The organism is Actinoallomurus sp. NPDC050550 (genome assembly GCF_040655075.1).
In the GTDB taxonomy this organism is placed as follows: Bacteria; Actinomycetota; Actinomycetes; order Streptosporangiales; family Streptosporangiaceae; genus Actinoallomurus.
Genome location: NZ_JBFAJC010000011.1, coordinates 123428 through 145220, shown reverse-complemented (window position 1 = coordinate 145220; position 21793 = coordinate 123428). Strand labels below are relative to the sequence as shown.

General features: G+C 68.8%; 21 protein-coding genes. 9 read left to right on the top strand and 12 right to left on the bottom strand.

The features are described from left to right. Nucleotides 1–38: 38 nt before the first annotated feature. The 7 genes from AB0I04_RS17875 to AB0I04_RS17845 form a co-directional block, all read right to left on the bottom strand. Nucleotides 39–194, bottom strand: coding sequence for a hypothetical protein (locus AB0I04_RS17875; RefSeq protein ID WP_360885619.1), 156 nt, complete (start codon nt 192–194; stop codon nt 39–41). Nucleotides 195–948: 754 nt separating this feature from the next. Further along, nucleotides 949–1146 carry a hypothetical protein gene (locus AB0I04_RS17870; RefSeq protein ID WP_360885617.1) on the bottom strand — a complete coding sequence of 66 codons (198 nt, stop codon included), beginning with the start codon at nt 1144–1146 and terminating at the stop codon, nt 949–951. A gap of 485 nt (nt 1147–1631) precedes the next feature. Beyond that, nucleotides 1632–2450 carry a hypothetical protein gene (locus tag AB0I04_RS17865; protein ID WP_360885615.1) on the bottom strand — a complete coding sequence of 273 codons (819 nt, stop codon included), beginning with the start codon at nt 2448–2450 and terminating at the stop codon, nt 1632–1634. 90 nt (nt 2451–2540) lie between these two features. After that, a complete protein-coding gene (locus AB0I04_RS17860; RefSeq protein ID WP_360885614.1) occupies nt 2541–3530 on the bottom strand; it encodes a hypothetical protein in 990 nt (329 codons plus the stop codon). A 99-nt stretch (nt 3531–3629) separates the two neighbouring features. Further along, a complete protein-coding gene (locus AB0I04_RS17855) occupies nt 3630–4139 on the bottom strand; it encodes a hypothetical protein (protein WP_360885612.1) in 510 nt (169 codons plus the stop codon). Between the two features lie 53 nt (nt 4140–4192). Next, entirely contained in the window at nt 4193–5158 is a 966-nt protein-coding gene (locus tag AB0I04_RS17850) for a hypothetical protein (protein WP_360885610.1), read from the bottom strand. A gap of 87 nt (nt 5159–5245) precedes the next feature. Beyond that, nucleotides 5246–6124: a 2-hydroxyacid dehydrogenase gene (locus AB0I04_RS17845; RefSeq protein WP_360885770.1), complete on the bottom strand. Its 879-nt coding sequence runs from the start codon at nt 6122–6124 to the stop codon at nt 5246–5248. 357 nt (nt 6125–6481) lie between these two features. Here AB0I04_RS17845 and AB0I04_RS17840 point away from each other — a divergent pair, with 357 nt between their 5' ends. From AB0I04_RS17840 to AB0I04_RS17825, 4 genes are all read left to right on the top strand, one after another. After that, nucleotides 6482–7399 (top strand): glycosyltransferase, encoded by a 918-nt coding sequence (locus AB0I04_RS17840; protein WP_360885609.1) that lies wholly within the window; start codon nt 6482–6484, stop codon nt 7397–7399. Nucleotides 7400–7612: 213 nt separating this feature from the next. Then, entirely contained in the window at nt 7613–8239 is a 627-nt protein-coding gene (locus tag AB0I04_RS17835) for a sulfotransferase family protein (protein ID WP_360885608.1), read from the top strand. Nucleotides 8240–8325: 86 nt separating this feature from the next. After that, on the top strand, nt 8326–9072 hold the full coding sequence (locus AB0I04_RS17830; protein WP_360885606.1) for a poly-gamma-glutamate hydrolase family protein: 747 nt from the start codon (nt 8326–8328) through the stop codon (nt 9070–9072). Nucleotides 9073–9239: 167 nt separating this feature from the next. Then, entirely contained in the window at nt 9240–9872 is a 633-nt protein-coding gene (locus AB0I04_RS17825; RefSeq protein WP_360885604.1) for a sulfotransferase family protein, read from the top strand. A gap of 1 nt (nt 9873) precedes the next feature. Here the strand turns inward: AB0I04_RS17825 and AB0I04_RS17820 are convergent, their stop codons facing one another. After that, nucleotides 9874–10755, bottom strand: coding sequence for a helix-turn-helix domain-containing protein (locus tag AB0I04_RS17820; protein ID WP_360885602.1), 882 nt, complete (start codon nt 10753–10755; stop codon nt 9874–9876). Nucleotides 10756–10868: 113 nt separating this feature from the next. Here AB0I04_RS17820 and AB0I04_RS17815 point away from each other — a divergent pair, with 113 nt between their 5' ends. Further along, nucleotides 10869–11663: an alpha/beta hydrolase gene (locus AB0I04_RS17815; RefSeq protein WP_360885600.1), complete on the top strand. Its 795-nt coding sequence runs from the start codon at nt 10869–10871 to the stop codon at nt 11661–11663. Between the two features lie 56 nt (nt 11664–11719). Here the strand turns inward: AB0I04_RS17815 and AB0I04_RS17810 are convergent, their stop codons facing one another. After that, entirely contained in the window at nt 11720–12619 is a 900-nt protein-coding gene (locus AB0I04_RS17810; protein ID WP_360885598.1) for a serine protease, read from the bottom strand. A gap of 361 nt (nt 12620–12980) precedes the next feature. Here AB0I04_RS17810 and AB0I04_RS17805 point away from each other — a divergent pair, with 361 nt between their 5' ends. Then, nucleotides 12981–13679, top strand: a complete 699-nt coding sequence (locus AB0I04_RS17805; protein ID WP_360885596.1) for a C39 family peptidase — start codon at nt 12981–12983, stop codon at nt 13677–13679. On the opposite strand, the gene AB0I04_RS17800 is transcribed toward AB0I04_RS17805, so the two are convergent. After that, a complete protein-coding gene (locus AB0I04_RS17800) occupies nt 13660–13989 on the bottom strand; it encodes a hypothetical protein (protein ID WP_360885594.1) in 330 nt (109 codons plus the stop codon). The genes AB0I04_RS17805 and AB0I04_RS17800 overlap by 20 nt on opposite strands. Before the next feature lie 276 nt (nt 13990–14265). Here AB0I04_RS17800 and AB0I04_RS17795 point away from each other — a divergent pair, with 276 nt between their 5' ends. Continuing rightward, complete coding sequence (locus tag AB0I04_RS17795) at nt 14266–15099, top strand: serine protease (protein WP_360885592.1); 834 nt, start codon at nt 14266–14268, stop codon at nt 15097–15099. 14 nt (nt 15100–15113) lie between these two features. Further along, the gene (locus AB0I04_RS17790; RefSeq protein WP_360885590.1) at nt 15114–16430 is read left to right on the top strand and encodes an NAD(P)/FAD-dependent oxidoreductase; all 1317 of its coding nucleotides are present in this window, start codon (nt 15114–15116) and stop codon (nt 16428–16430) included. 8 nt (nt 16431–16438) lie between these two features. On the opposite strand, the gene AB0I04_RS17785 is transcribed toward AB0I04_RS17790, so the two are convergent. Next, a complete protein-coding gene (locus AB0I04_RS17785; RefSeq protein ID WP_360885588.1) occupies nt 16439–18505 on the bottom strand; it encodes a tetratricopeptide repeat protein in 2067 nt (688 codons plus the stop codon). Nucleotides 18506–18527: 22 nt separating this feature from the next. Beyond that, nucleotides 18528–19040 carry a hypothetical protein gene (locus AB0I04_RS17780; RefSeq protein ID WP_360885586.1) on the bottom strand — a complete coding sequence of 171 codons (513 nt, stop codon included), beginning with the start codon at nt 19038–19040 and terminating at the stop codon, nt 18528–18530. A 417-nt stretch (nt 19041–19457) separates the two neighbouring features. Here AB0I04_RS17780 and AB0I04_RS17775 point away from each other — a divergent pair, with 417 nt between their 5' ends. Further along, nucleotides 19458–21722, top strand: coding sequence for a protein kinase (locus AB0I04_RS17775; protein ID WP_360885584.1), 2265 nt, complete (start codon nt 19458–19460; stop codon nt 21720–21722). Nucleotides 21723–21793: the final 71 nt, after the last annotated feature.

Sequence of the window (21793 nt, the reverse complement as noted above, 5' to 3'; positions counted from 1 at the left end):
ACGGGGGCCACCGTTCGATGGAGGCGCGCTCGGGAGTCCTAACCGTGCAGCAGGTGTCCGTGGATCTGGTTCGCGATCTGGACGGCCGCGTAAAGGATCTGGGCTCCAAGCAGGGCGGCCTGCAGGCGCTCGCGCCAGCGCCTCAAGCGCCTCAGGCCGTCACCCTCATTCTCACCCCTGTTATCGTCAACCATGATGCTTCCTTTCGTAGCTGGTAAGTCGCGCCTATTCCGCGGACCGAAGGAGCGCTCCGGTAAGACCGAGATAGTCAGTTGAGCCTTGGCCTTTGGCGGTAGATCGAGCCCTTAAATGCGGCTCCGATCCTGCACGCAGCTAATTTATGGGGGAGCACGTATCGCCGACCAGAATAGGATAGTTTTCTCCGTCACGTCAGACCATCTTTGGCGTCAGATTGGCAGACGAGACGACTCTTTTAGGGTCACGCATTTACTCCTTCGGCAGGGATTTCCAAAGTTTCGGAGGATGTCGCTTCCGTGATCAAAGATGCGGCTACCCAAAAAGCGGAGGGCGTGACGAACAGAACCACCCATCGCACTCACGATGGACAAGGTATGAGAACCTGTAGCCACGCCTCCGACTTGGTTGGGCGAGCCAGATCAAAAGAGCGTTTTATGCATCTAGCTATGAATGGGCACAGCACTCCTGGGTCACGGGAGTCGATTCCCGGCCGCCTCCATGAAGGCACACAGGGAAATATTGCCCGAGTCAGGCCAAGTACACAAGATGGTCAAGTGGGTTTCTTTCAGGACTCAGGCATATCATCACAGAAAGCCCGAGAGTGACACTAATTATCCTTTTGGGGGCCATGGAGGCTTCGAATTGCAATCCCCAGACCCAAACTCATCAGAAGCACCCAGATGGGAATATATAGGGAGAAACTTCTCCCCGCTCCGTCAAGTGTTATTTGACGCCTCACGGACTGTCAAATCAGCCACGACCAAGGCGCTGCGCCCCCTCCGGCGCATGCAAGGGATGGCGTCCGCGACGGCCGCGAGCCGAGCCACCCACCAGCGGCATCCCAAGGCTCACTCGGCACGGCGTCATCGAGCGGAGGAAATCGCCGCCGCTCAATGGCAATTCGATCATTGAGCGTGTCATCGCCTGGACATCGATCACCCACTTCACATCCGGCGCTCCTCAGCGTATCTCGGGACTCCTGTTTCGCAGCGACTCCGTCACTGAAAGAAATATCGGAAATACCGACCCAAGCAGCAATGACGGTTCAGGAACTTCAAACTGATGCACGATAAACGAAGATGAGGACCGAACGCCCCTAATCAAAAGTCAGCGACGACTCGCCCACATAAACCGGTCCTATGACCCACCAACGTCACGTAGACGAGCAGCCGATGGGTATAGCCATCATCAATGTGTCAGAGCGTCCTGCCGACGTCGTCTACTGCACCAAGTCACGACAGGCTAACGCCACGGTGGCCGGTCATCGGCGAGACCGTAGTCTCTCACTGGATGTTCAGCCTGATCGAGTGAGAAGGGTCCGTCGGGCAGGTGAAGATGCGGAGTTCGCCGAAGCGGCCGACGACGATGTCCGGGCCATCGTCGTTGCTCTCCATGGTCAGAAACAAAGCATGCGCGCGTACGCGGGATGGGTGCTACTCCTCTTCGGTGGCGGCTTCGAGTTCGCCGGCGTGGGCGGCGAGGGCGGCTCGGCGTTTGCGCATTGTGGCTACGCGTTCGTTGACCGACAGGGTCTTGTGTGGCTCGGCATCCACGACGGGGATGCCGCGCTCAGCGGCGGTGAGCGCGAGGGCCTCGCCTACCTGGGGCATGGAGCACAGGGCGAGGCTGGAGAACAGGCCGGCGGCGGCGGTCTTCTCCTTGCGGATCCGGCCTCGGTAGACGATCTCGCAGGCCACCCGGTCCGGCAGCTCACCCTCCGGATCGTCCTCGATCCGGTCCTCCAGGTCCACGGACATGGCCATCACGATCTGCAGGACCTTGGTGACGGCCCACTTGCGGCCGGGGACCGGTGGGAGTCGGTTGCGCAGGTCGTCGATTGCGAAGTCCCAGATGGCACCGCAGGCGAGTTCGGTCACTGTGCGGGTGCGGACCTCCAGGACGCGTTCCCACTCGACCTCGTCGCCGTCGAATCCGATCTCCTTCGGTCCCACCGCGATCGCGCCGAAGCTGTCCAGCGGGGACAGCAGCTTGCCGATCAGGGCGGGTGCCTTCGGGTGCCGGGTGATGAGCGCGCCGATCGACAGGCGCCACTCCTCTGTCAGGGGAAGGACCGGCGGCGGGACGGAGGCGAGCTGTTCCATCACCCAGTCGTTGCCGTCCCGGGCTGCCGCGGCGGCGGTGCCGCCGACCTCGGCCGCGCCGCGTCCAGTGGCTCGGACCGCGTTCGTCCCGGTGTCGAGCGCCGCCGACGCCGTACGCCTGACGTCGCCTACGCGGTCCCTCAGACCCATCGAGATCCTCCTCGTACCCGTCAGCGCGGAAAGCTTACCGAGGCGGGTCGGGGATTCGGGGCGGCCGTAAGCCTCTTTCCGGAGTGGGCCCTACAGGTCGCTTCGCAGGTCGGCTGCGGCGCGGAGGACGGTGGACCATTCGGTCGGGGTCGGGTCGACCGGGGTGTGAGCGGTGAACAGAGGGTGCAACTCGACGTCGGGAGCCTCGCCGGTGTCGGGGTCGAGGCGGTGCGCCAGCGCGAGCATGTCGGGCACCGGGTTCTTGCCGAAGCGCTTGGCGATGGCCGCGAGGCGTTCGTCGAGGGCGGCGGGGAGGTCGAGGGGCGGGAAGGTGACCGCGTCGCCGCAGCGGCGGGCCTGTTCCTCGTACCGGTCCTCCCAGAAGTCCATCTGCCAGCCGGGCCACAGATCCGTCAGCGCGGGCAGCAGGCCGGGGACGGGCTCGATCGACCACGCGCCGGCGGTGCGGGAACGGACGTCGACGTGCAGTCCGCCGTCCGGGATGACGGGCAGGTGCACCTGGGTGAGGCCGCCTGCGGGGAGCCGGTCCAGCAGGCCGGGGCCCTGCCAGGCGCCGTGGTCGTCCGCCCAGTCGAACGGGTACACGAGGAGCCGGCCCGCCTCGTCCCGTACGGTCACCAGGTGCGGCGGCCAGTCCTTCGACGGGTTTGGCTGCAGGTCGCCCGGCATCTCCGGGTCACTGGCGGCGCGGACGATGGCGCGGTCGAGGCCGACGTGGGCGGCGAAGTCGCCCAGGCCGTCGTACGCCCAGCGGACGTCCCAGCCCGGCCAGGTGAGCGACAGCAGGCGCGTGAAGACGCGCTTGGCCGGCAGGTCCAGCATCAGTTCGTCGCCGTAGAAGATGAGCCGACGGGTGCGATGGTCGACCATGGCGCCGCCTTCGGCCCAGATGTCGTCGAGCCATTCGTTCCGCGCGCACTGGTGCTGGGCGGTGATGAACCGGGTGGCCGCCTCGGGTCCGGCGATCAGGACGGAGCAGATTCGGTTGGCGGCCCAGTGGTCGTAGTACAGCCGCCAGCCGGTGTCGTCGACCAGGACGAAGTTCGCGCGTTGCCCCATGGCGTTTCATCCTGGCGCGTATCCAGGCCCCGCCGCCACGGGATTACGTGGCCGCGGCCGTCCCGGGTGCCGAGCTGACCGTCCGGTGGGTTCGTCGCCTCACCGTTCCGTCCTCCACAGGGCCGCGGTCTGGCTGGTCGACTTGATCGTGATGGGCTCGCCCTGCGGGGCGGGCCACACCTGGATCAGGTACTCCTCTACCGGGTCGCCGTCCCCACGGGGGTCGCCGTCGTCGCGGTTGCGGCCGTGGACGCGCAGCCGGTAGTCGCCGGGGCCGGGCAGTTCGAGGCGTTTGGCCGGGTCGTCGCCGCTGCCCGTCGTCTCGAAGTCCAGGAACGCGGACTGCCAGGCGACCGAGACCTCGGCGACGTCCTGCCAGTCATCGGCGGCCGGCGGCGGAGCGTCGTTCCAGAGTTCGGCGGTGACGGCGATGTCGCCGATCTCCTGTCCGCAGATGACACGGGCGCCGTCGCCGTCGGGGTCGGCGTCGACCAGGCCCGTCGTGGTCCAGTCCGGTTCGAACTCCGTCACCAGGTCCTCGCCGGCCAGGTCGACCGTGGACGCGTCCACCCACACCTCGGCGGACGTCCGGCGGATCAGAGTCGGCATGGCACCGGATCCCTTCCTCGTACGAGAGTGGCCGCCGGACTCCGGGGCGACCGTTACTGAATGTTCAGCCTGATCGGGTGGGCGGCGTCCACGGGGCAGGTGAAGATGCGGAGTTCGCCGAAGCGGCCGACGACGATGTCGGGGCCGTCGTTGCTGCTCTCCATGGTCAGGAACAGCCGCATGCGCGCGCCGCAGGAGCAGTCGATGGGGATGAGGTCGGTGAGGTGCCAGCTGGGCCAGCCGCCGACCTTCCAGCCGGGGCGGCAGGCCAGGCCGCGGTGGTACTCGATGCCGCGTGCGTCCGCCCAGTGGCAGCCCTCGTCGTAGAGGGCTTCGGGGAGTTCGTCCACGGCCGGCAGATCGACGATCTCCTCCGGGGCGACGGCACAAGGTTCAGGGAGGTAGCCCTCGTCGGCTTGTTCCGGTCGGGGAGGGTTCAACACGGTCTCGACCGCGGATGACGACCGGTACCGCAGTTCGATCGTGGGTCCGAAGTAGTTGGGCTGGTCCGGGGGTTCGCTGTGGTCGTTCGGGCACCACAGCACCTCCAGGAGATCCATCCCGGTCGGCCAGTGGTCTCCCGGCACGTCCCGTGCGTAGAGCTGGATGACGGGAACCATCGGGACGCTGGGGCCGGAGGTGTCCTGCACCCCGCGGATTCTCTCCCAATTCGTCATGTCGAGCGCCGACGCGCCCGCCATGATCTCCGTCTGGATCCGGGCCTCCTCGTTCGTGAGCTCGTACGCCCGGCTCGGATTCTGGCGGCGCCGTTCCTTCATGTCGCGGTCGATCCGCTGCCAGGTTTCGCGCTCCTCGTCCGTGAGCTTCTCGCGAACCTCCATCAGATGGGGCGCACGGCATACCGGCCACGGCTCGTCTTCCGGCCACAGCAGTGGCCCGCCGACGGAGCTGTCCCGGACACCGGGCGTACCCGCCACCGGCCTCAGCAGGGTCGCCGGGCGGGCGTACGGCGCGAACGCGGGAATGTCGGCGATCAGAGACTCGGCGGATGCCGACAAGATCTCAACCCTCTCGATGGACTCCAGGCGGGCCCTGATCATGGCAGATGACACAAGGGCCAGGAGGTCCCCACGGCACCCCCGCGGTCAGGCCGGTCGAGTGACCTGGTTGAGCAGCGGCTCTCCGGTGGCGAACCTTCGGAGTTGCTCGGCGATCAGGCGTTCGGCGCGGGGATAGAACGTCGCGGAGCCGCCGCCCACATGCGGCGTGATCAGGACGTTCGGCACGGACCACAGGGGGTGTCCGGCCGGGGGTGGCTCGGGGTCCATGACGTCCAAAGCGGCGCGCAATCGTCCTGACCTCGTCTCGGCCAGCAGGGCGGCGGTATCGATGGTGCCGCCGCGGCCGACGTTCACGATGAGCGCGTCGTCGGGCAGGGTGGCGAGCAGGCGGGCGTCGAGGAGGCCGGTGGTCTCGGCGGTCAGGGGCAGGGTGGACACGACGATGTCCGCGTGCGGGAGTAGGTCCGGCAGCTCGTCGACTCCGTGCACCGACTCGGCCGGGCGGGCGCGGCGGGCGACTCGGCGTACTTCCGTCTCGAAGGGCAGTAGGCGGGCCTCGATGGCGGCGGCGATCGAGCCGTAGCCCAGGAGGAGCACTCGGGAGCCGGCGAGCGAGCGGGTGAAGTGCGGCTGCCAGCGTTCCTCGCCCTGGTCGCGGACCCAGCGGGGCAGTTCGCGTTGCGCGGCGAGGATCAGGCCGAGGACGTGTTCGGCGACGCTCGCGTCGTGCAGGCCCCGGCCGTTGCACAAGGTGACGTTCGGTGGCACGTGCGGGAGCAGGTTGTCGACGCCGGCGCTGAGGCTCTGCACGGCCTCCAGTTTCGGCATCCGGCCCAGCGGTTCGAACGTCTCGGGCCCTTTCGCGTACGGCAGCACGTAGAACCGCACCTCGGACACGTCCGCCGGGGCCGGGCCCGTACCGTCGTAGATCGCGACGGTCAGGGAGTCCGGCCAGCCGCCCATCAGGTCGGCGACGTGCGGCCAGGGTACGAGCGTGTCGGGTGGGACGCTCACTCGGTCACCTCCCAGGCGGGCGTGGCGCGAACCAAATAAATCAGTGCTGCGGCGGCGTGCGACACGGTCATCACCAGGAATTCCGCCCTCCTTACCCGCCGGTGGCTTCGTTCAGCAGCCTACGACGTGGGTCCCGGCGTACCCGCTCTGGGCGGCCGAACTAGTTGATCAGCGCACTGTCCCACGGCTTGCTGACGGGTGGCTGCGGCTCGTCTTCCGCGCAAGGTCAGGCGCTTGCGGTTACGATCCAGTGTCGTGGCGTTCATCGTCACGACACCTTTTGTTTCACTTGCTTTGGGAGCCGTCATGCCGTTGGCCGAGGTTCAGGCGTCATCTGCTGATGTCGCCGACGCGGGGCTGGGGCTCGGTGTCGCGATTCTGACGATGGGCGACCGGCCCGCGGAGCTGTCCGCGTTGCTGGAGTCGGTTCTGGCGCAGCATGGGGACGTCCCGCGGATCGTGGTAGTGGGCAACGGTGTGCCGTTGCCGCCGCTTCCATCCGGAGTGCAGGGCGTCGAGGTCGAGAAGAACCTCGGGATCTCCGGTGGCCGGAACGTCGCGCTGACGGCGCTGCGAGAGCAAGGTGACGTCGATGTGGTGATGTACCTCGATGACGATGGGCTGCTGCCCGAGCCGGCAACGTTCCAGCGGGTTCGGCAGGCGTTCGCCGACGATCCCGAGCTGGGCATCGTGAGCTTCCGGATCGCCGATGAGTCCGGTGCCACGCAGCGCCGTCACGTGCCTCGGCTGGGTGCGCGGGACCCGCTTCGCGGCGGTCCGGTCACCACGTTCTTGGGCGGCGGGAACGCCATCCGGATGGCCGTCGTCGAGCAGACCGGTGATTGGCCGGAGGCGTTCTTTTACGCGCACGAGGAGACCGACGTCGCCTGGCGCGCTCTGGATGCGGGCTGGCGGATCGACTACCGCCCTGACCTGCTGTTGCAGCACCCCCGCACCAGCCCGACGCGGCACGCGATGTACTACCGGATGATCGCCCGTAACCGGGTCTGGCTGGCCCGCCGCCACCTGCCCGCCGTACTGGTCCCGGTCTATCTGGGCATGTGGACACTCGTGACGGTGCTGCGCCGGCCACCGCTGGCCGGCCTGCGTGCCTGGGCCGGCGGTTTCACCGAAGGTGTCCGTACGCCGTGCGGGCCGCGGCGGCCGATGTCGTGGCGTACCGTCTGGCGGATGACCTCGCTTGGCCGGCCGCCCGTCATCTGAACACGCCCTCGATGAGCCAGTACTTCCAGGTTGGTAGTGGCGTCGAGCGCTGGGCGGCCCTTGTCGCTCAGCACGCTGAGGCGATACCACGCTGACGTCGCCGGCGACGGGACCAGCACAGAGGGCGTTCGTCCTGGTTCGGCGGGGTTCGGGTGGGGCATGGCCCGGTGAGGGTGTGGTCGGTCGCTGGGGCGGGTTCTCGGGGGAGGAATCGTGCTCGAGGTGATCGGGGCCGGGTTCGGGCGGACCGGCACGCTGTCGTTGAAGTTGGCGCTGGAGCGGCTCGGGTTCGGGCCGTGCCACCACATGATCGAGCTCATCGACAATCCGGAGCAGTTGGACCGGTGGTCCCGGGCGGTCGAGAACGGCGACGCGGACTGGGATGAGGTTTACCGCGGCTATCGGGCCACGGTCGACTGGCCGGGGGCGGCGTTCTGGCGGCGGCTCGTCGACTACTACCCCGGCGCCAAGGTGATCCTCACCGTCCGCAGCCCGAAGAGCTGGTACGAGAGCGCCCGCGAGAGCATCTACCGGGCCACGTCACAGTGGCCGGCGGATCCGCTCGGCGTGCGGCGGCGGCAGTTCGTGCAGCGGGTGGTGTGGGACGGGGACTTCGGCGGGCGGTTCGAGGATGCCGCGTACGCGAAGGCCGTCTTCATCGAGCATAACGACGCGGTACGGCGGGAGGTCCCGGGCGAGCGGCTGCTGGAGTTCCGCGTGCGTCAGGGCTGGGGGCCGTTGTGCGACTTCCTCGGCGTGCCCGTTCCCGATGAGCCGTTTCCCCGTACCAACGACCGGCAGGAGTTCGCCGAACGGGTCGCCCAGAGGCAGGGACGGTGAGGACCCCTTCGCGGTGACCTGGACCGCTTGACGCAAGATCGTTTGCTGCGCTTGGCTGCCTCGTCCCCCAGTGGAGTGAGGTAGCAGTGAAGAAGAAGACGCAGTTCGTTCTCAGCACCGCCGGCCTGCTGGCTCTAACGGCATGCGGCTCAGCCCCGGCGGCGGGCAAGGCCGCGCAGGCTGCTCCGGTCGCGCGGACGGTCCAGGTGACGGCCGACACGTACCGGAATTATGCCGACCTCGCCCGGCACGAGAAGGAGGGCCGGGACTACAAGCGGGTGCAGCGGACGGTGCGCGGCGCGAAGGTGGTGCAGATCGCGATCCACGGTGGGCTGATCGAGCCGCCGACCACGCAGCTCGCCGACTACGCCGCGAGTTCCGGCCGCGACGACTACTACTCGTTCGTGGGGATGAAGAAGTCGGGCAACCAGAAGCTGCACATCACCTCGACCCACTTCGACGAGCCGCGGGCGCTGAAGCTCGTGAAGGCTTCCAAGTACACCGTCTCCTGGCACGCCGCCAAGGGCGACCGAGCGGTGACGTACGTGGGCGGGCGGGACACCGCGCTGGTCAAGAAGATCATCAAGGCGCTGAACGCGAAGGGGTTCAAGACGGCGGTGCCGGCGTCGAAGATCGAGGGCCAGGATCCGAAGAACATCTGCAACCGGAACCAGCGTGGGAAGGGCGTGCAGCTGGAGATCAGCGCGGCGCAGCGGAAGGCGTTCTTCAAGAGCGGGCGGCTGGACGGCGACTGGATCGCGAATCCGGCGCACCGGACGCAGGCGTTCTACGCCTACGCGAAGGCGGTCGACAGCGTCCTGGCAGGTCTCTGAGCCACGCGCGCCTGGCGGGGTGTCCGGAACCGGCCGACGAATGAGACACCTCGGGAAGATCACCGAAGCGGCGCATCCGGTTAGCATCGGGAGAAGAACGTTCGTTTTACATGTCGCCCCCTTACTGCCACGAAAGGGGGCGGCTCCGCACACGAGAGGATGCGCTCGTGCTTCAGGTGATCGGGGCAGGGTTCGGACGGACCGGCACACTGTCGATGAAACTCGCACTGGAACGGCTCGGGTTCGGGCCGTGCCACCACATGATCGAACTGATCGACGATCAGGAGCAGCTGGATCTGTGGTCGCGGGTGGCGGAGGACGGCACCGCGGACTGGGACATGGTCTACCGGGACTTCCGGGCGACGGTCGACTGGCCGGGGGTGACGTTCTGGCGGCAGCTCGTCGCCCACTATCCGGAGGCGAAGGTGATCCTCACCGTCCGCGATCCGCGGAGCTGGTACGAGAGCGCCTACGAGAGCATCTACCGGGCCCGGTCGTACCTGGCGGACGATCCGCTGAGCCGGGAGCGGCGGGAGCTCGTGGGACGGCTGCTGTGGGACGGGGCGTTCGGCGGCCGGTTCGAGGACGCCGAGCACGCGATGGCGGTCTTCGCCGCGCACAACGACGAGGTACGGCGGGAGGTGCCGGCCGAGCGGCTGCTGGAGTTCCAGGTGAAGCAGGGCTGGGGCCCGCTGTGCGATTTCCTCGGCGTGCCGGTGCCCGACGAGCCGTTCCCCCGCAGCAACGACCGGCAGGAGTTCGCCGCCCGGATCGCCGACCGGCTGCGCAAGGCGGAGTAGGTCAGCGGCCGCTGCGGGCGGAGCGCCAGCGGCTGGGGGACAGGCCCTCCTGACGCTGGAAGAACGTACTAAAGTTCGCGGCGTCGTCGAAGCCGAGGCGTTCGGCGCAGCGCGCGACGGGCAGGTCGGTGTGGGCTAGGAGGCGTTTGGCCTCCAGCAGGATCCGCTGGTCAAGGAACTGCTTGGCGCCCACACCGGCGGTTTCGCGGGTCGCGCGGGTCAGGGTCCGTACGCCGTAGCCGAGCGCGCGGGCGTAGTCGGCGACGTGGTGCCATCGGGTGAAGTACTTCTCCACGGCGGCGCGGTAGCGGCGGAAGACCGTGTCGTCCTCGGCCGCGGCGGAGATACCCGGTTGGGCGGGGAGCACCCGCAGGGCGAGCGCCGCGAGCAGGTGGGCGAGCACGGGGGACGATGCCAGGCGCGGGTCGGCCACGGCCGCCGCGTGCTCGTACGTCAGGTGGTCCGCCGCTCGTACGCTCAGGTCCCAGGCGCTCTCGTCCAACTGCCAGCACGTCGGCGCGAAGACGTCCGCCGCCGCCCGGGCCGCGGGGCCGGCGGGCAGGAAGCCCTGCTCGAACAGCACCAGCGGGCCGTCGAGGTCGTCGATGTCGGTCCAGCGGTGAACGACGCCGGGCCGGATCCACACGACGCTCCGCTCCTGCAGGGCGTGGTCGACGAAGTCGGCGGTGTGATGTCCCGTGCCCGACCGTACGAGTGCCAGGACGTGGAAGTCCGGGCGCTGCGGCCGACTCCGCCGACGGCCCGCGTCCATCTGGCGCAGGCGTTCGAAGCCGAGCACCTCGACGCCGAAGCCCGCTCCCGGGGCCGGGGAGTAGCGGAGCTGCCGCACTCCGGGGAGCTGACCGGTTTCCACAGCAGTCACGCGCCTTTCGACCGTGTTTCCCTCCCACGACGACCGTAGCGTCGACCTTGCGATCTTGCAGTAAGACCCCTGGCCGGGACAGCCCGGCTCGGGAGTGTGAGGAGAACACGGTGATGACGGAAACCACAATCGCGGTGGCGGGCGGGGCGGTCGGCGTGCGCAGGCGAGAAGGAGGCGGGCCGGCGCTGGTCCTCGTGCACTACTGGGGCGGGTCCGCCCGTACGTGGGACGCGGTGGTGGAGCGGCTGCCGGCCGATCGCGATGTCGTCCGCTTCGACCAGCGCGGCTGGAGCTCGTCCCGGGAACTGCCCGGCCCGTACGGCCTCGATCGGCTCGCCGGCGACGTCATCGACATCGCCCAGGGGCTCGGCCTCGACCGGTACGTGCTGGTCGGGCACTCGATGGGAGGCAAGGTGAGCCAGCTCGCCGCCGCCCGGCGTCCGTCCGGACTGGCCGGGGTGGTGCTGGTGGCGCCTGCGCCGCCGCGTCCACCGGCGACGGTGACCGCCGAGTATCAGGGGTTCCTCGCGCAGGCGTACGACTCGCCGCAGGCCGTCGAGCAGTCGCTCGGCCAGGCGCTGACCGCCGCCCCGCTGGATCCGGCCGTACGGGAGGCCGTCGTCCGCGACAGCATGGCGGCCGACGCCGCCGCGTATCAGGAGTGGCCGCTGCACGGAATCGCGGCGGACGTCACGGACGCCGCCGGAGCGATCGACGTGCCCGTCCTCGTCCTGGCGGGCGAGCACGACCAGGTCGAGCCGCCTCAGATCCTGCGCGATCATCTGCTGCCCTGGATCCCCCACGCGCGGTTCGACGTGATCCCCGGTGTCGGGCACCTGCTGCCGCTGGAGGCGCCGGAGGCCGTCGCCGCGGCGCTGGAGGGCTTCGCCGCCGACCTCGCGCGGTGAGACAGCCGGTCGGTGTGTCACGGCCACCGACCGACCTCATCCGGCCCGATGCCCGGTCAGGCCCCGATGACGCTGTTGATCCAGTCGCGGTAGTAACCGATGCCGGTGTAGATGTCCGGGGCTCCGCCGCAGGTGTCGCTCACCCCGCGGCTGTCGACGCCCTGGAGGACCCAGCGCTGGTCGATCAGCGACAGCAGCGGGGAGCCGGAGTCGCCGCCGCACGGGCCGCGGACACCCTCCGGGTTGTCGGCGCAGGTGTCACCGACGGCGATGCCGTACGCGTCGCTTCCGTTCTCGTCGACGTGGCACTTCGTGGTGTCGTCCGGAATGATCTTGGTGTCCAGCTGCTGGAGGATGGTCGGGAGCTTGCTCGGGTCGCCGATGTCGCTGTTGGAGGTGTACCCCCAGCCGATCTCCCGGACCTTGGTCCCCGGCGATGGGAGGACGGTGGCCATCGGCACCGTCTTCTCGCTGACCGGCGCGGTCAGGTGCAGGAGCGCGACGTCCTTACCGGTGACCTTGTCCGGGTAGAAGATCCAGCCGGGGTGCAGGACGATCTTGTCGAGCTTCGCGATCGTGCCGCCCGTGGTCCGGTCCTTCGAGCCGATCCGGACGTGGAAGATGGTCGGGTCCATGGGCTGGGACGGGGTCGTGTCCGAGCCCTCCGTGGACACGCAGTGCGCCGCGAGGACGACCCACTGCGGCTTGATCAGCGCGCCGCCGCACCGGTGGGAGTCCGGGTTGCCGTTGCGCAGGTACTCCAGCGAGACCATGAACGAGTACGTCTGGTCGGCCGGGCTCCCACCGACGATCTTGGGTGAGGGGTCACCGCTCGTGGAGGCCGCCTGCGCGGCGCCGGCGGTGGTCAGCGCACCGGCGAGGACCGCCGCCGTCGCCACCACGCGGGCGAACAGCCGTCGTCGGCCACTGGAGGAGGCGTTCGAAGCCGAGGTCATGGGGGATTGACTCCTGTCCTTTTCGTCCGTTGACATAGAGGTCATCGCCGGACGGTACCGGTTTCGGACAGGTAGTTGATCTTGGAACCGGTGTGATCATCCTCTCAGCGCGAGCGGGCTGCGACGGCGCGGCGGCGCTGCGTACGCGCCGAGACCTCGGCCGCCGTCAGCGCACGGTCGCGCGCAGGTGGCTCAGCTCGCGGAAGTTCACGGGAGTTCGCGGGAGGGCGGCCGTCGCGATCTTCTCTGGGCACGACGCGGATGATCGTCACATTGCCTCGTAACCCAACATTTTGTAACTGGGGTTAACTATGGTTCTTCCGAGATAGAAGTTTCTTATCCCCCGTTAGGAGCATTCAGGGTGAAGAAGGCGCCCACCGCCCTCTTGGTCGCTGGAGGCGTCCTCACCGCCTCCGCCGTCGCCCTGGCCGTCGGAGTCGGCGGGCCGACGTCCCACGTCGAGCGCACCAGCGCCCAGACGCCCGTCCGCACGGTGACCCAGGGAACCGCCGCCACGACAGCGGTCGCGCCCAACGCCTACACCGTGAAGATCGTCGGGCAGTACCAGAGCAAGAACTCCTGGTGCGTGCCGACCGCCAGTTCGATCAGCCTCCGCAGCTTCGGCATCACGGTTAGCCAGACCACCCTCGCCAAGAAGATGGGGACCACCAGCAAGGGCACCTGGGCCAAGACCGCCGTCCCGGTGCTCAACTCCTACGTCAGGTCGAAGACGAGCACGTACCGCACCGGCGACGACATCAGCAGCGGGGCGAAGCTGATGAACCTGGTCGCAGGCGACGTGGGAGTGCTGCACCGGGCCACCGTCCTGGGCGTCTGGATCGACGACCTGCCCTGGAGCGGCAAGGGCTGGAAGAACAACACCGGGCACGCGATCGTCATCTACGGCTACAACAAGTCGAAGGGCACCATCACCGTCTGGGATCCGTGGAAGATGACCAACGGCAAGAAGACCGGCGGCACCCACGTGATCAGCGCCAAGAAGCTCGCCGCCGTCTCCCAGAAGGGCGGCATGTACTACATCATCCACCGGATCCTCTGACGTCCGTAGGTCCCGTGGGGAACTCCTCGACGCCGAGCACCCGCAGCAGCTCCAGCCGCTCGCGGGTCTCGGCGTCCGCCGGGGTGAGCACCAGCAGCTGCTGACGCTGGTAGGGAGTGACCAGGGTCTCGCAGTCCAGCAGCAGGCGACCCACCCGTAGGTGCAGCACGGTCTTGCGGTCGGCGCCGACGACCTCGCCGAAATCGAGAAGGCGGTGCCGCCGGGTTCGGCGCGCGGCGACCGGTACCCGTCCGCGTTCATGTCCGGCCTCGGCGTGGGGAACTGAGTCCGCGCAAAAGCTGACAAACAATGTGCGAAGTAGATTTAACCGGCTTTATGGACGTATAGGGCGCGACTGCGGCACGGCACGGGTGTGGTGACTGTCACCCAAGACACAGACCGGGGTGTTCACCGGCACGGCTAATCTATATAACGATCAGGTCACGGGCCGGTCCGCTGTCAGAACGGACCACCCGGCCGTACCCAGAGTCCTCACAGCCACCGTCCAGGATGCGGAGAGTTTCGGGAGTTATCCCTAAGGAAAGAACGCGGCAAGGGGGGTGCGATGCGCAGAATGTTGTGTTCGGTGAGTGCGATCGTCCTACTGGCGGGCTGCGGCGCGGCACACGGGACGACACCCAAAGTCCCGGCCGATCGCCCGGCCGCACATCCGTACCACCCGACCACCAGCGCAGCACCCACTCCCTCACCGGCCGCCGGCGCACCGACTCCCCCGCCGAACGGCACGCCGACCGCCCAAGCCGCGGTGTACGGCCGCCGGGTCGGCGCGCTGTTCTCCCACGACACCTCCGGAACCCACTTCTGCACCGCGAGCACGGTCGACAGCCCCAACCGCAACCTGATCATCACCGCCGCGCACTGCCTGCACGGCGGCAAGGACAGTGACTACACCAGCGACCTGGTGTTCGTCCCCGGCTACCGCGACGGCAAGGCCCCGTACGGAATCTGGAAGGTCCGCACGCAGCTCGTCGACACCCGCTGGGCGAACAGCTCGGATGAGGACCTCGACGTCGGCTTCGCCGTGCTCGAGCCCCTGAACGGCAAGAACATCGCCGACGTCGTCGGCGCCAACACGCTCGCCATCGACGCCGGCTTCAGCAACGTCGTACGGGTCACCGGCTACCCGATGCAGTCCGACAGGCCGATCACCTGTGTGAACTCCACGTCCAAAGAGGACACCTACCAGCTGCGGTTCGACTGCAACGGGTACTTCCCCGGCACCAGCGGCAGCCCCTGGCTCACCGGCTACGACCCGAACACCCGCGTGGGAAAGGTCGTCGGCGTGATCGGCGGTCGCGACGAAGGCGGCGAGGAGGACGACGTCTCCTACAGCTCCTACTTCGACGAGGACGTCAAGCACCTCTACGACGAGGCCGTACGGGAGAGCGTCCCCAAGTAGGCAAAGATGGGGCCATGGACGTCGACGTCATCGTCATCGGGCTCGGCCCGGGCGGAGAAGAGGCAGCGGGCAGCCTGGCCGAGGCCGGGCTCGCGGTGGTGGGCATCGAAGACCGTCTCGTCGGCGGCGAGTGCCCCTACTGGGGATGCATCCCCAGCAAGATGATGATCCGCGCGGCCGACCTGCTGGCCGAGGGCCGCCGCATCCCGGGCATGGCCGGGGACGCGGAGGTCCGGCCGTCCTGGGCGCCGGTGGCGCGCCGGGTGCGGGAGGCCACCGACAACTGGGACGACAAGGTCGCGGCCGACCGGTTCACCGGGAAGGGCGGCACGCTCGTACGCGGGAAGGGCCGGATCACCGGCCCGAACGAGGTCACCGTCGGCGACCAGGTCTTCCGCGCCCGCAAGGGCATCGTCATCGCCAACGGCACCGCGCCGTCGATCCCGCCGATCGACGGCCTGCGCGACACGCCGTACTGGACCAACCGGGAGGCGATCGAGACCACCGAGGTCCCCGAGTCGCTGCTCGTGCTGGGCGGCGGGGCGATCGGCGTGGAGCTGGCCCAGGTGTTCGCCCGATTCGGCAGCCGGGTGACCGTGGTCGAGGCCCTGCCCCGGCTGCTCGCCCTGGAGGAGCCCGAGTCCAGCGAGCTGCTGCAGAAGGTCTTCGAGAACGAGGGCATCGAGGTCCGTACGGGCGCGAAGGTCGAGCACGTCCGCCACGACGGCGACGCGTTCGTCCTGAACGGCGACCTGCGCGCCCAGCGGCTGCTCGTCGCCACCGGGCGCCGTACGGACCTGAAGGCCCTGGGCGTCGCCGCCGTCGGCCTGGACGAGAACGCCCGGTTCGTCGACACGGACGAGCGGATGCGCGCCGCCGACGGCGTGTGGGCCCTCGGCGACGTCACCGGCAAGGGCGCGTTCACGCACATGTCGGTGTACCAGGCACGGATCGTCGTACGGGACATCCTCGGCCAGGACGGCCCGCCCGCCGACTACCGTGCCGTGCCGCGCGTGACATTCACCGACCCGGAGATCGGCGCGGTCGGCCTGACCGAGCAGCAGGCCCGTGAGCAGGGGATGGACGTGCGCGTCCACCACACCGACATCTCCGTGTCCGCCCGCGGCTGGATCCACAAGGCCGAGGGCTTCCTCAAGCTCATCGAGCACGACGGGGTCCTGGTCGGCGCGACGTCGGCCGGGCCGGTCGGCGGCGAGGTGCTCAGCGCACTCGCGGTGGCGGTCCACGGCGAGGTCCCCGTCGAGCGCCTCCGGAACATGATCTACGCCTACCCGACCTTCCACCGCGCCATCGAGGCCGCCCTGCTCTGAGCCGTCCGTTACGGGTCGAGCTGGGTGGCCACGACCCTGACCTGCTGGGCGAGGAACGGGTCGGTGTCGTCGAGGATCTCGATCGCCTTCCGGAAACTCTGTCTGGCCTCGGCCTCGCGGTCCTGGACCAGGTAGAGATTCGCCATGGTGTGATGGGCAAGGGCCTCGTTATGCCGGTCGCCCAGCCGGCGGAAGATGATCAGGGCCTTTTCGCAGCACTCGCGCCCGGCCTTGTACTCGCCGAACCCCATGTGGATCTGTGCCAGGCTCGACAGTGCGAGCGCCTCGTCACGGCGCTCCCGTAGCCGGCGGAACAGCCGGAGCGCCTTCCGCTCGAACCGCAACGCCTCGCCGAGACGGCCGAGCATCCTGTGGGTCTGCGCGAGGTTGCCGTACGCACGCGCGAGTGCGGCCTGGTCACGGGTTCGCGTCGCGATGCGCTCCGCCTCCTGGAAGCACTCGATCGCCGCGTCGAGGTCGCCCCGCAGGCGATAGGCGAGACCGAGATCGTTCTGGATGCCCTGCTCCGCGGTCTCGTCGCGCGCGGTGCGGGCGACGGCCAGTGCCCGCTCGAAACCCTCGACCGCGAGATTCGGGCTCCACGTGTCGTGGTAGGCGGCCGCGATCGCGCGGACCGCAGTGAGCACCAGGCGTGGGTTCCCGGCTTTGTCGGCGCTGTCGGCCACCTGCTTGAAAAGCTCGAGGATGTCGGTGAAACGGCGCGTCACGGACAACGGCATCTCGATGGCCTGGGCGATGTCCCAGAGGGTCGCGGGATCGTCCGTCGCGGCGAGCAGAGCCACACGGACGAGATTCATCCGCTCCTCGTCGAACACGGACAGGGCCTCCGCGGCCGCCGCGGCGGTGTCCTCCGAACCCGTCCTGGCCGCCTCCCAGCGGTCGTAGATGGAGAAGGCGACGTCACGGTAGTAGGCGAAGAGTCGCCTCGTCGCCGCGTCGCGGGATTCGGCGCTCTCGTCCTGCTCCGCCTGCTCGCGGGCGAAGAGCCGCAGCAGGTCGTGCATGCGGAACCGGCCGGGCGTCTCCTCACGGAGCAGGTGCGCCCGGGCCAGAGCGTCGAGCGTTCGGGCCGCGGAACGCTCATCGACATCCGTCAGGGCGGCTGCGGCCGACGCCGTGACATCGGGACCCGGATGCAGGCCCAGCAGCCGGAACATCCGGGTCGGTGCTTCCGCCCCCTTCGCATAGGAGATGGCGAACGCGGCACGGACCGCCCGGTCGCCGACTTCGAGTTCATCGAGCCGATGGCGTTCGTCGCGCAGCCGTTCGGCCAGTCGCTCGAGCGGCCATGCCGGATGGGTGGCGAGGACCCGGCCCGCGATGCTCAGGGCCAGCGGAAGCAGGTCACACAACCGCACGATCTCGCTTGCCGCAGCGGGCTCCTTCGCCGTGCGATCGCGCCCGGCGATCACGGCCAGCATCTCGACGGCCTGGTCTTCGTCGAGGACGTCCAGGGTGATCCGCGTGTCCGCACCGATCTCCAGCCCGGCCAGCGAATTACGGCTGGTGATGATCACCAGCGACGATCCCGATCCTGGCAGGAGAGGCCGGACCTGCTCCTCGCTCGCCGCGTTGTCCAAGAGCACGATCATTCGGCGCTTGGCGAGCGCGGACCGGAAGAGCTTCGTGCGATCCGCCGACCGCGACGAGATCTTCTCCGAGGCGAACCCGAGGTCGCGGAGAAACCCGTCCAGCACGTCGGCCGGATCGGCGGGGCCGGCGCCCTCGGAGTGGCCGCCCAGGTCGACGTAGAGGCGACCGTCGGGAAAGTCCGCATGACAGCGGTGGGCGGCGTGCACCGCCAAGGCCGTCTTGCCGACACCGGCGGTACCGTCGATCGCGGTGACGACGACGGAACCACCGGTGGCGGCCAGTTCGGCCAGCCGGGAGAGCTCCCGCTCCCGTCCGGTGAAGGCCGGAACGTCTAACGGAAGCTGATCCGGCGGCGGCCGCGACTCGCCCTCGTCGGACAACCGCACATTGAGGTTCAGGTCTCGGCCGGCGGTGTAGGCGTCTCGTCCGGGATTGATCTGGAAACGATGGTCGTCGGTCATCAGACCTGCCTCTCCATCGGCGCTACCCGGTTCGGCCGGTGAGTCGGCGGAAGAGGTTCTTGGCGGACTGCTCGTCGAAGCTTCCGTTGATCTCGACGCTGCCGCCGGTGATGGCCTGCATGACCATCGGCGCGGAGACCACCTTGTCCCCGACCACCATGGCGATCTTGTTGCCGGGCTGCGGCGACCCCGCCGCGGTGGAGCTCAGCGTCGCGAATGCCTGGGCGTCCGCGCGCTCCAAATCCAGGCGGAGCCCCCATGACGTGCTGCCGTGCGCAGGGTCCGGGGCCTGCACCATGATGACCTTCACCCGGCTCACCGACATGCCGCGCTCGTCGGCGAGCCGGTAACACGTCCGCCCGTCCGCGTCCGGAACACCGCCGCCCGAGCACGGGCTCGGCGACTCCGCGGTCACCTGCCGGAACCGGATCGGCGTCTTCAGCGCGCCCGAGGCCCGGGTCGACTCCTTGTTCCCGGTAAGGAGCACGATCGCCGTCGCCGCACCGGCCAGCAGCACCACCGCCGCGACGGCCACGACCGCGATGAGCGGACCACGGCCGCGCCGGGGCGGGCCCGGCGCGAAGCCCTGACCCGGGCCGAGTCCGTACGGCGGCGGAGCGTAGGACTGCGGACCCGGAGACGCGGGCGGCCCGTACGGCTGCGGGCCCGGCGGTCCGTACGGTTCCGGACCTGTAGGCCCCGGTGAACCGGACGGCTGCGGGCCCGGAGGCCCCGGCGGTCCGTACGGTTCCGGACCTAGAGACCCCGGCGGCCCGTACGGCCCGGCGCCCGGGTGCTCGACAGGACCGTACGGTGGTGGTCCGGGCTGCTCGGTCAATGTCTCCTCCGGACGCGATGCGATCTCGCCCTTGTCCTACACCACGGAACGCCACGGGTCGAGGCCGGTGTCCTGACCGGAACCCCGGCGGGCGGGCCCGCGTCTGATGTGATCATGGTGGACGGCACGCCGGACGACGAGCAGGAACTCATCAACGGGCGGTACCGCCTGGTCGAGGCCATCGGCCAGGGCGGCATGGGGACCGTGTGGCGCGGCCAGGACGAGATGCTCGACCGCGAGGTCGCCATCAAACGGGTGCTGTTCCCGCCGGACGTGGACGACGACGAACGCGCCGAACTGACCGCTCTGGCACTGCGCGAGGCCCGCGCCACCGCACGGCTGAACCACCCAGGCGTCGTGACCATCTACGACGTCATCGACGACGGCTCCCCCGTCATCGTCATGGAGCTGATCGAAGGCCGCTCACTCGCCGACATCCTCCGGGAAGAGGTACGCCTGCCCTACCTGCGGGTCGCCGAAATCGGCGCCGCGGTCCTGGACGCCCTACGGGAGGCCCACACCGCCGGGATCATCCACCGGGATCTCAAACCGGCGAATGTTCTCATCACCGATCGCCGGGTCGTCATCACCGACTTCGGCGTCGCACAGCGAGCCGGTGAAAGCGCCGAAGACACCGAGGAAGTCCTGGGCACCCCGGCGTTCATGGCACCCGAGCAGGTCGAGGGTGCCGCCGCCAGCCCCGCCGCCGACCTATGGTCACTCGGCGCCACGCTCTTCAACGCCGTCGAGGGCAAACCACCCTTCCAAGGCCCCGACCAGCCCACCGTCCTGCTGAGCCTGCTCACCCTGCAGGCACCGGCCCCGGCGAACGCCGGACCACTCGCCCCGCTCATCACCGCCCTGCTGCACAAGAACCCCGAACACCGCCCCACCGCCGAAGACATCGCGCAGCGTCTCGACACGATCCTGCGGCACAAAGACAGCGCTTCAACGGCCGGAACACCCGCCATCACGCCTTCCGGGAAACCGCCCACCACGCCTCCTGACGCCGGAAGTCCGGCGGCTGCGTCATCGCCCTCGGTGCCATCGGTCTCCGGGAAGCCTCACGGCGCGAAACCCGACGGCGGCACCTCGACCGCGCCGTCGTCGACCGGCGGCACGCCGGCCTCGAAGCCCGCCGTAAGCCCCGGAGCCGCTCCGCGGCGACCGCACTACGTGCGCCCCGACCCCGTGCGTCCCCACCATGTCCCCGCCCGCCCCCCGGCCTCATGGCCCACCCGGCGTCCGGCCTCAGCCGCTCTGCAGTTGGGCCGCGCCGTCGGCGGGATATTCCTCTTCTGCATCGTGTTGTACGCCTGCGCCACCGGCCTGTCTTCGAACCATTTCTCCCCGACCGGGATCGACCCGAGCCCGTCCGACCCGTTCGGCGGCGTGCCCAGCATCCCGCCGTACCCGCCGAGCAGCACTCCGAGCAGCCCTCCGGGCGCCTCGCCTACGCCCGGACCAGCCGCATACTTCGAAAAAACGGCGATCAGCCCTGACGGGAAACTTGTCGCGTTCGGCGGAGAGTCCGGGATGATCCGGGTGTACGACACTGCGTCCCACAAGCTGCGGTGGCGCTTCCGCCCGTCTTCGGAGCAGTACCTGGACACCTATGCACTGGCGTTCAGCCCCGACGGCCAGACCCTCGCCGTCGCCATTGACAAGGTCACCCTCTGGGACATCCCCGGACACAAGCACCGCCAGCTCGATGACTTCGGCGATGCGGTCGGCACGTTGCAGTTCAGCGCGGATGGCCGCACCCTCACCGCCCTCGGCATGGGCGGCAAATTCGGTACCTGGAACGTCGGGACCGGAACTTATACCCCCGCCGGCGCCATCGCGCTGCCCAACGACGGTGACGTCTGCGACACCGCGCTGAGCGCCAACGGACGCTACGCGGCTTGCGGGTACTCGAACTTCGGGGGGAACGACGACGACGGCATCGTCGTCTGGGATATCGAGAACAATCAGCAGATGGCCGCATGGCCGAACTCCCCCTGGGAGTACGGCTTGACCCTCAGCCCGGACGGCAAGAAGGTCCTCTTCTCCGACGAAGACAAGCCCGTACAGGTCTGGGACGTCGCTTCACATCGCCAGACCGGCAGCCTGGCCGTCGAAGTCTCCTCGTCGAAGAACGCGCTGGCGTTCAGCCCGGACGGGAGCAGGCTCGCCGTTCCCGACCCGGACACCGATGGTGTCATCCAAATTTGGGACGTCTCCCGGAAGAAGAAGGTGGCGACGCTCAGGGGCGGCGACGGCGGCGCGAGCGCCATGGCGTTCAGCGCGGACGGGGACAGGCTGGTCGTGGCGGAATACCAGAATGGTGTGTTGTGGAACGCGCGTTCGGGCAGGAAACTCGCGTCCTGGACCGGATGACCCCGCCCAGATGGGTACCGGAAGCGTTCGTCGCCCGGAAGGCGGAGAGCGAGGTGGTTCACTCCCGAAGC

Excerpts from the sequence above, each read along its gene's own strand:
- AB0I04_RS17790 (WP_360885590.1), top strand. The coding sequence starts at position 15,114 with ATGGACGTCGACGTCATCGTCATCGGGCTCGGCCCGGGCGGAGAAGAG.
- AB0I04_RS17845 (WP_360885770.1), bottom strand. The coding sequence starts at position 6,124 with ATGGGCGGCTGGCCGGACTCCCTGACCGTCGCGATCTACGACGGTACG.
- AB0I04_RS17840 (WP_360885609.1), top strand. The coding sequence starts at position 6,482 with ATGCCGTTGGCCGAGGTTCAGGCGTCATCTGCTGATGTCGCCGACGCG.
- AB0I04_RS17855 (WP_360885612.1), bottom strand. The coding sequence starts at position 4,139 with ATGCCGACTCTGATCCGCCGGACGTCCGCCGAGGTGTGGGTGGACGCG.
- AB0I04_RS17865 (WP_360885615.1), bottom strand. The coding sequence starts at position 2,450 with ATGGGTCTGAGGGACCGCGTAGGCGACGTCAGGCGTACGGCGTCGGCG.
- AB0I04_RS17785 (WP_360885588.1), bottom strand. The coding sequence starts at position 18,505 with ATGACCGACGACCATCGTTTCCAGATCAATCCCGGACGAGACGCCTAC.
- AB0I04_RS17860 (WP_360885614.1), bottom strand. The coding sequence starts at position 3,530 with ATGGGGCAACGCGCGAACTTCGTCCTGGTCGACGACACCGGCTGGCGG.
- AB0I04_RS17815 (WP_360885600.1), top strand. The coding sequence starts at position 10,869 with ATGACGGAAACCACAATCGCGGTGGCGGGCGGGGCGGTCGGCGTGCGC.
- AB0I04_RS17775 (WP_360885584.1), top strand. The coding sequence starts at position 19,458 with ATGGTGGACGGCACGCCGGACGACGAGCAGGAACTCATCAACGGGCGG.
- AB0I04_RS17810 (WP_360885598.1), bottom strand. The coding sequence starts at position 12,619 with ATGACCTCGGCTTCGAACGCCTCCTCCAGTGGCCGACGACGGCTGTTC.
- AB0I04_RS17875 (WP_360885619.1), bottom strand. The coding sequence starts at position 194 with ATGGTTGACGATAACAGGGGTGAGAATGAGGGTGACGGCCTGAGGCGC.